Annotated in this window: 4 protein-coding genes and 2 pseudogenes; 2 read left to right on the top strand and 4 right to left on the bottom strand. The window is 32.8% G+C overall.

Annotated elements, in window-relative coordinates; translation table 11 throughout:
- A partial coding sequence (locus VK90_RS26705; protein ID WP_048376558.1) for an NAD(P)-binding domain-containing protein occupies window positions 1-663 on the bottom strand: 663 nt, incomplete at its 3' end.
- Between the two features lie 652 nt (window positions 664-1,315).
- Here VK90_RS26705 and VK90_RS26700 point away from each other — a divergent pair.
- A pseudogene (locus VK90_RS26700) lies at window positions 1,316-1,717 on the top strand (DJ-1/PfpI family protein); the annotation flags it as partial.
- 209 nt (window positions 1,718-1,926) lie between these two features.
- Here the strand turns inward: VK90_RS26700 and VK90_RS30445 are convergent.
- The 3 genes and pseudogenes from VK90_RS30445 to VK90_RS26695 form a co-directional block, all read right to left on the bottom strand.
- Window positions 1,927-2,085: a hypothetical protein gene (locus VK90_RS30445; RefSeq protein ID WP_002175013.1), complete on the bottom strand. Its 159-nt coding sequence runs from the start codon at window positions 2,083-2,085 to the stop codon at window positions 1,927-1,929.
- 151 nt (window positions 2,086-2,236) lie between these two features.
- Window positions 2,237-2,438, bottom strand: a pseudogene (locus VK90_RS30995) (integrase); the annotation flags it as partial.
- A 1,002-nt stretch (window positions 2,439-3,440) separates the two neighbouring features.
- The gene (locus VK90_RS26695) at window positions 3,441-5,150 is read right to left on the bottom strand and encodes a hypothetical protein (RefSeq protein WP_048376556.1); all 1,710 of its coding nucleotides are present in this window, start codon (window positions 5,148-5,150) and stop codon (window positions 3,441-3,443) included.
- A gap of 1,357 nt (window positions 5,151-6,507) precedes the next feature.
- Between VK90_RS26695 and VK90_RS26690 the strand changes: the two genes are divergently transcribed.
- Window positions 6,508-8,205, top strand: coding sequence for a helix-turn-helix domain-containing protein (locus tag VK90_RS26690; protein ID WP_048376554.1), 1,698 nt, complete (start codon window positions 6,508-6,510; stop codon window positions 8,203-8,205).
- Window positions 8,206-8,259: the final 54 nt, after the last annotated feature.

The following is an 8,259-nucleotide window of genomic DNA, read 5'->3' as shown; positions in this document are numbered from 1 at the left end:
CCATTCAGCAAATATTTCATGAAATTCTTCTGCAGTCAAATCAAGTGTTTGTTTCAAGAAGAAATATGCTTCACAAATTAATTGCATATCCCCATATTCAATACCGTTGTGAACCATCTTTACATAGTGGCCTGCCCCATTAGGTCCGATATAAGAACAGCAAGGCTCTTCATTCACTTTTGCAGAGATATTTTCAAGCATATCCTTCACTTTTTCATATGCATCTTTCTGTCCGCCCGGCATAATAGACGGTCCCTTCAATGCACCCTCTTCTCCGCCTGACACACCTGCACCGATGAAATTGATTCCTTCTTCAGCAAGACGTTTGTTTCGGCGAATTGTATCGACAAAGTATGTATTACCGCCATCAATTAAAATATCACCTTTATCAAGATGAGGAAGCAGAGAATCAATCGCCTTATCTGTAATTTCTCCTGCATTAACCATTAATAAAATCTTTCTAGGTGATTCAAGTGAGCTAACAAACTCTTCAACCATATGAGTACCAACTAAGTTTTTACCACGGTTTTCCTCAATGATTTCATTTACTTTTTCCTTCGAAATATCATATAGGGCAACAGAATACCCTTTACTCTCAAAGTTAAGTGCGAGGCTTTTTCCCATAACGCCCACACCAACTACTCCAATTTGTTGCTTTGGCATATTTCATCGTTCCTTTCTATGCATGTTACTCTGTCTATATTATAGTATATATACCTAAAGTAACACTTTAATCAAATAATCCATCTTATTTATTTCAATATGCTCCGCCAAGATGCGTGCAAAAGGACATAGGGACACGGCACATCGCCATCAAATTAAAAAATCAAACCTAAACCAGCAAACAGGAAATGAACATCTTAAACAAAACGGGGCTTTATATTATCCGTTTTCATGTATACAGTTAAGTTGAAATGAATATTTTTAACTACTCAGCCACACATTTCATTTAGAAGTTTAAGGGGCATGATTCCAGTGAAAATATGCCCCGCTCCTTATTACCTATAGAACGTTATTTTCATTTTTCAGCATATAAATTGCTGCCATGAAGATATAAATTGCAATACACCTTGCTGTCTTTCTTTGTTTTAAAACGTTGCGTGTGGCAAGAAAAGGCCCTGACCGCTTCTATGCATGGCCAGTCCAGCTCGACCATTTAAAAAAATGCTTTTCTGCCTTTTTTCATAGAATGACTGAGTAGTTACGATATTTTTTAGTATACAATTAGTCCCAAACCCTTTTAATGGGCCAATGTACTTTTTTTCATTTGGTCTTGGATTAACATTACCGTTATTAATTATCTTTTTTCTATCAGGCAAAAGAATATGAAATTTTCATCATTCCTGGCGGAGCGATTTTTCAACATTTAAAAAATGCTAAGTTGTTATCACTTGTTCAAGAATTGCATGCAGAAGGTAAATGGATAGCTGGTATCTGTGCAGGAACCGCTTTATTACATGCAGCTGAGGTGTTGAGGAATACAAAATTTTCAACATCATTGATATCAGAAGTCGAGCATTTAGTACATCTTCATGAGTGGGAGCATAAACAAAGTGCAGATGTAACGGTAGATGGTCAAATCATTACAGCAGTTGGCTCTGCCTATGTTGAATTTGCAGCCGAAATTTTGAAACAACTTCATTTGTTCGAGGAAGAGGAAGAAACGTTACTATATTTTAAAAATAAAAATGAACGATTTAATAAGACTTTAGCGTAAGTTAAGGTCTTATTTTGTGGGAAAAATCCATGCCCATCAAGCTAAGATTTTAAAGTACCCCCAAAACGAAACTTTTATCTCTATACAGTTATTTATGTGAATTCAGCAGATTATCTAATACAGTTATTATCTAAACCATCAAATCAAAATGAGCGTTGTAAAGTGTTTAATTTACAAGTAGAAAAATAAAAAACCACTTAGAGTGGTTTTTAATCACGCATTGCTCCTGCCTCTCGGGAGGTCATTGCTCCTTGTCCTTGGCTAACATCTTTTTGAATTTCTTGTTTTACTTTTTGTGCATCAGTTCCCGCAAATTTTTGTTTCATATTAGAACCCAAATTTTCTTTACCTTGTTGATTCTGTAGCATAAAAGTCCTCCTTTATTTATTGATTTAACAATCATATTATTTACAAAAACACTCGGTATATCCCGAGGATTCGATTGAAATTCACTTAAAGTAAAGGGACTTTTGTTTGAAAAATAAACATATATTCGTTGTTCAACTAACGCATAGTCATCCTCTGATAATGATATAGATCTATTTATGCCATTTTCTCCAGGAACAACTAAGATATTTCTAGCAAACTGTATATGGTTCATATTAAGCGATATAAGCTCTTGTAAGGACAACCCATAGTTTACTACTAAATTTATTATACAAGCGTTTCTATCCATAATTAGAGGGCGATATATAGCTTGCCTTTCTGTTAATCCCTTTGAAAAATCTAATCTCGTTACACGTATTTATTTCTATATAAGTTGTATCTTTTAGTACAGCCATGTTTAATCCTTCCAATATTAATTGTTTACTAAAATGAAAAAAGGACAAACCTTGCCCTGATAGGGATACGTAGGTTTGTCCTTTTGCATGTGGGTAATGATACATTTAATTACCATTATTATAACTGAATTTACAAATATTTTCAATTAGGTCTGACATCTTATTAACAAGCATACTAGTAATATTAAAATCTATTATAAATATATATCTTATATATTAAAAAGAAATAAAGATAAAACTATTATAGGCTATCAAAAATAGGGAAAAGACCTACTCCCACAAGGGAAAATTAGATATGAGAACGTAAAAAATCATAAATAGTAGAAAATGTATCCGTAGATATAAGGATTATTAGACTTTCAATTCTACAAAAAAGCAGAAAGAAAATTATATGTTTCTACATGAAATCGGAAAGAAATTGATACAAATCACATTATATTTATTCAACCATGTAAATAGGGCTTATTTTCTTTATTTTAGTAAATGGAGCAGTATTTAGCGTTCAATTATCCACAATTTGTTCAGATAATGTAGCTATTTGTTAACATTACTCAGTATTTACACATAACTCACATTATTATTGATGATTTTTATTAGATGAATTTAACGACACTAGTATTTTCAAGGGTATTGGGAAAATATTATTCACATTTGATTATATTTGTCCTCATATCCACTATTTTTATAAATATCCTTTTGATTTTTTGTAGATATAAAATCGGATGTTTTACTACACGTGAAGAATATTCAATGTGTAGTGTGGAGATTCTTCTATAGGTAGAAGAGGATTTGTATAGAAGTGTATAAAAAAAGACTCCATTTTACATGAAGTCCTTCTGATTTGGTATTTATAAATAGAGTAGTAGAAAAGGGGTGTTAATGAAATAAACACGAATAGCCCTCCACTTTCGATTTTTTCAAAAATAGAGAGCTTGTTGCTATTATTTTATTTCCATTGCGGTTAGCACCTGATCTGGAGCTGTTATTGTTACACCAGCACGTACTAAGCGTTCGAAGGTACGCATAAACTCTAGTAAATTAAACTGTTTTGGTAGCTCAATAACACGAAGTTTTTCTTGTGGCAGCTTATCAATTGCTTCGATAAACCATTCACGTACATCACTTGGAATTGTGCGTTCTTTATGGCCACGAACTTTTAATTTTTCACGCATTTCAATTTCTAAAGCGATATATGCATGGAGATTCACTCCCTGATCATATGCATATTTTCTAAATAACGTTTCTTCCTGGTATTTTAGATAATTACGGTGATAAGATTCTTCCGTCACTGGTACCGCAAACTTTTGTTTCAGTAGTGCATACACATTTTTAAACATCTTCTTAATGTTGTGAAGAGAGTACATTGAATAATGTAGACCAAAATTAAAGACAGCTTGTTCACGGTCACTATTTCTCTCTTTTGGTATATGTTGCGCAATAAGAGGGTAGATACCTTCTTTTGCTGCTGTATCAAGAATTTGATATTGAGATGTTTGATGCAATAGTTTTTTCAATGTATATACAATTTTCGTTGGATATCCTTCTTTTCGATCAACCATGTCGCGAAGTCCACGAATTACACTGCGAATTTGACGATGACAAGTATGCTTTAAAACATGAATGAATTTATTCATGTCTGCAGACAGTTCACCGATATTCATTTCTTGTAGGACTGATTCAATGAATTTCGCTTTACGGGCATATGTAGCTTTTGATGTAAATGGATCCCTATGTTGTTCTTCTCCAGATTCTTTCGTACATAAGAAGTCCGAATGGATAGATAGATATAATGTTGTATATCGTTTGGTATGCTTTACACCTTTTTGCATTTTACAAATTTTAAATAGGGGATTTCCCGTACATGGTAATGCAGTTGTTAATTCTTCGATAACCATATGGATCTGGTGCGGATATTTTTTATGTAAGAAACGATACATTCCACCAAAGTGAGTTTTGTTTCCTCTTTCATCCTGCTTGTCCAAAGAACGCTTTAAAGTTGTTTCTGTATGTTGCTGCATAGCGATGTCTAAGAATAGTTTCTTAGCTGCTACAGATAACTTAAAGAACGCCTTTGTAAATACAACAGGACTAATATATACGTAAGGATTTGCCTTTTCTGTTTCCTCATTCATAAAATGAGTGAGCTTAATTGTATAACGGCCATCAACTCCATTTTCAATGGAGATAATGTTATGTAAGTTTAATTTTTTCAAAGCAATATAGAATTGGGAGTGCTGGATATAAGCAAATTCTTCTTTATATTGCTTGTAATCTTCCCACATCATATGTATTGTTACATTTGGAATGACACCATTTGTAAAGCATTTTTTATGTAGATATAAGAATACTTCAAGATCTGCATTCGTAATTCCATATAATTTATGTTTTCTTCCTGTTTTCTCTGTAAGTGCAGACTTTTCTCGACGTGAAAAAGATGGTTTAGCTTGTTCTACAAAGCCTTCTACATCCGCAATACGTTCTTCGTATGTCATGTGCTGCAGAATATCTTCTAAATATGTATCTTTATAGCTGTAGTATTTCTCCTCAAATGTTTCCACAAATTTTTGCCAAGATTTTAGTGTTACTAAAACTGCGTTTGTTGTCTTTCCATTTAAACTACGCTGATTTTGAATAATAAATGATTTCCCCATCTTTTTCACCTCCGTTCTGCAAAATTCGAAATGTATGCCAAAATACTATAAAATATACCAATTTTGATTATAGCAAAACGAAAAATGATGAAAGGTGCTCCTTTAAGAAGAAAAATAGCAACTTGCAACAGCTTATAAAGCTAGGCGTATCAAGGGATATGAGAATTTTATTGTTTTTTTTTGTGTTAAGGATACCGCAAACGTGTTGCAAGTTGAAATATATGTATAAAAATAAGTAAAAAAACATCTCTTCCCTTGATATATAAGGGAGGAGATTGAAAATGACAAAAAAGTTAGGGTAAGGATACCGCAAACGTGTTGCAAGTTAAGAAGTACAATTACAAATCATGAAATATACCAATTATCGCTGATATGATAGGCTTAATTAGGTTTTTATGAATTACAATAGGGTGAGGATACCGCAAACAGTGTTGCATCTTATGTGAAAAATAAGGGTGAGGATACCGCAAACGTGTTGCAAGTTGAGTTATATGTACATGAATAAGTAAAAAGCATTTAATTCCTTGATATATAAGGGATTAGATTGAAAATGGCAAAAAAGTTAGGGTAAGGATACCGCAAACATGTTGCATTTTATTTGAATAACTTGCTGCATGTATAAAAAAATCACTTGAAAATTATAAAATAGAACAATTTTTTGTGTATTGTATTTGGTTGAGAAAAAATTATACTGTTGCAAGTTGGACGGAATAGGGTAAGGATACCGCAAACATGTTGCAAGTTGAAGAGTTAAGGAAAGAAAAGCGCAAAAGGAATGCAAGTAAAGAGGGATAGGGAAAAGAAATAGCAAACATGTTGCAAGTTATAGAGTTAAGGAAAGAAAAGCGCAAAAGGAATGCAAGTAAAGAGGGATAGGGAAAAGAAATAGCAAACATGTTGCAAGTTATAGAGTTAAGGAAAGAAAAGCGCAAAAGGAACGCAAGTAAAGAGGGATAGGGAAAAGAAATAGCAAACATGTTGCAAGTTATAGAGTTAAGGAAAGAAAAGCGCAAAAGGAATGCGAGTAAAGAGGAATAGGGAAAAGAAGGAGCAAACATGTTGCAAGTTATAGAGTTAAGGAGAGGAAAGCGCAAAAGGAATGCAAGTAAAGGGGAATAGGGAAAAGAAATAGCAAACATGTTGCAAGTTATAGAATTAAGGAGAGGAAAGCGCAAAAGGAATGCAAAGTAAAGGAGAATAGGAAAAGAAATAGCAAACGTATTGCAAGTATTGAATTAAAAAGAAGAAACCGCAAAACTTTTGATTATCTGTTACAATAGATTAAATATAATTGTAGAACAGATTTTTATTAACAAAACTAATTTGTTGGGATCCATGGTTTAGGGAGGAGTATGAAGTGGATAACTTATTACAAATGTTCCGAGATGCCTTGTTGATCTCTGAGCCAATTTATAAATCAAATGAGCCTTTATGGACAAAATGGAATGCATACTTTAATGATGTTGAAAAAAATAATAATAAAGTATTAACTTCATCTTATGCTTCCCCCTCATTTACTGCATTAGTATCGTGGTTAGAGAAAAAGCAAGAGTCCGGAATTACATTATTACAAATTTATGCAAAAATTGATTCTTATAAGGAAGAAATATATACGGAAATTGAAGGATTTATAGAAAAAGAATTTCAGAATGTAGCACCTTCAAATTCTATAATATTAGAAAATGATCAAAATATAGATAAGACAAATATAGTGAACCATGAGGATTATTACGAGGTAAATAACTCTGCTGTTTATTATAAACTAAGAGATGGAATTGCAAAGAATCAATTTGAAGAAGATGAAAATAGCAAAGTTTTACAATATCCCATTGAAACGAAGTCTTCTAATGGCGTTGCGCAACTTTCTTCACACAAAGATGAAGATTTAAGACTTACAAACACTGAAGAAGCGGCTCGATGGAATACCCTTGTTGATGATGTAATGAGTAATATGGATGATTTAACGGCAGATTGTTTAGATGCAATTACAATACAGTGGATAAACGAAGCAAAGTCTCCAGATGAGTTCATTGATTTTTCTTATGAGCAAGTTTTAGAGATGTGCAACATTCCAAAGACAATCGTCAAAAATAAAGAATATTATCGAGCTGAAGATAAAATTAAAATAGCAAAGAGAATTGCTGCTTTAGCGAGTATATTTATCTATTTAAATGATGATAACGAGGTAGTAGTATTAAATGATCGAGATGATGAAGGAGAAAGATTAGAATTAAAGCGTGAGGTTATTAAAAGGTTATTTGTATTAGATTCGGTTGTATTGTGGAGACATAGTGTTACAAATGAATATATGGGTATTGAATCTTGTCGTATTAAGCCCGGCAGCTTTTTAACTAATTATTTATATGGATCAAATAATACAACGGCTTTATTGTCTAAAAAAGCACTTGAATACAATAGTTATAGACATAAATATCATAAAAGGTTAATTCGATATTTAACGTGGCAATGGAGAATTAGACAAATGTATTCATCATTGAAAAAGCCTTATTCTATAGGAGGGGACAAGGGATTACTATCAGTAATGGACATTCCAAAAGATTGGAAGCCGAATCGTATTAGGGAACAGTTAGAAAATGTTCTAATGGATTTAGAAAATGAGAAAGTAATTTCTCATTGGGAGTATAGTGATCCGCTTGATGAACAACAAATTGGGAAACGTAACTGGTTTAAAAATTATTACGCTAACTTAGGAATAACTATTTTACCACCTGAGGAAATGCTACAGTCAATGGATAGGGTAATCGGAAAGAAGAGTATAGAGGAACCACTAGAACAATTACCTGAAGGAACAGTTGTTGAAGAGGTAAGGAAGACTGTAGAATCAGTCGAACAAATAGAGAAGAAGATCCGTGACCAAATACTGAAAGTGCATAATGAAAAAAAAGTAAGCATTCGTGAAATAGCAGATGAAATTAGTATTTCACCATCTACGTTGTCTAGATTTTGTAATTATAAAACAAAACGTCTGTCTAAAAAAGCATTAGAAAAGTTGACAAAATGGTGTGAAAGACAAGAAATATTAGAGAAGATGTAACTTAGACTAAAGACTGCTTGTGAACTACTCGCCACTTAGCAAAGCTTGAAGTGG

Source organism: Bacillus sp. LK2, from assembly GCF_001043575.1.
GTDB lineage: Bacteria > Bacillota > Bacilli > Bacillales > Bacillaceae_G > Bacillus_A > Bacillus_A paramycoides.
Note: the sequence above shows the minus strand (reverse complement) of the source record. Positions and strands in the feature narration are given on the sequence as shown.

Excerpts from the sequence above, each read along its gene's own strand:
- VK90_RS30445 (WP_002175013.1), bottom strand. The coding sequence starts at position 2,085 with ATGCTACAGAATCAACAAGGTAAAGAAAATTTGGGTTCTAATATGAAA.
- VK90_RS26695 (WP_048376556.1), bottom strand. The coding sequence starts at position 5,150 with ATGGGGAAATCATTTATTATTCAAAATCAGCGTAGTTTAAATGGAAAG.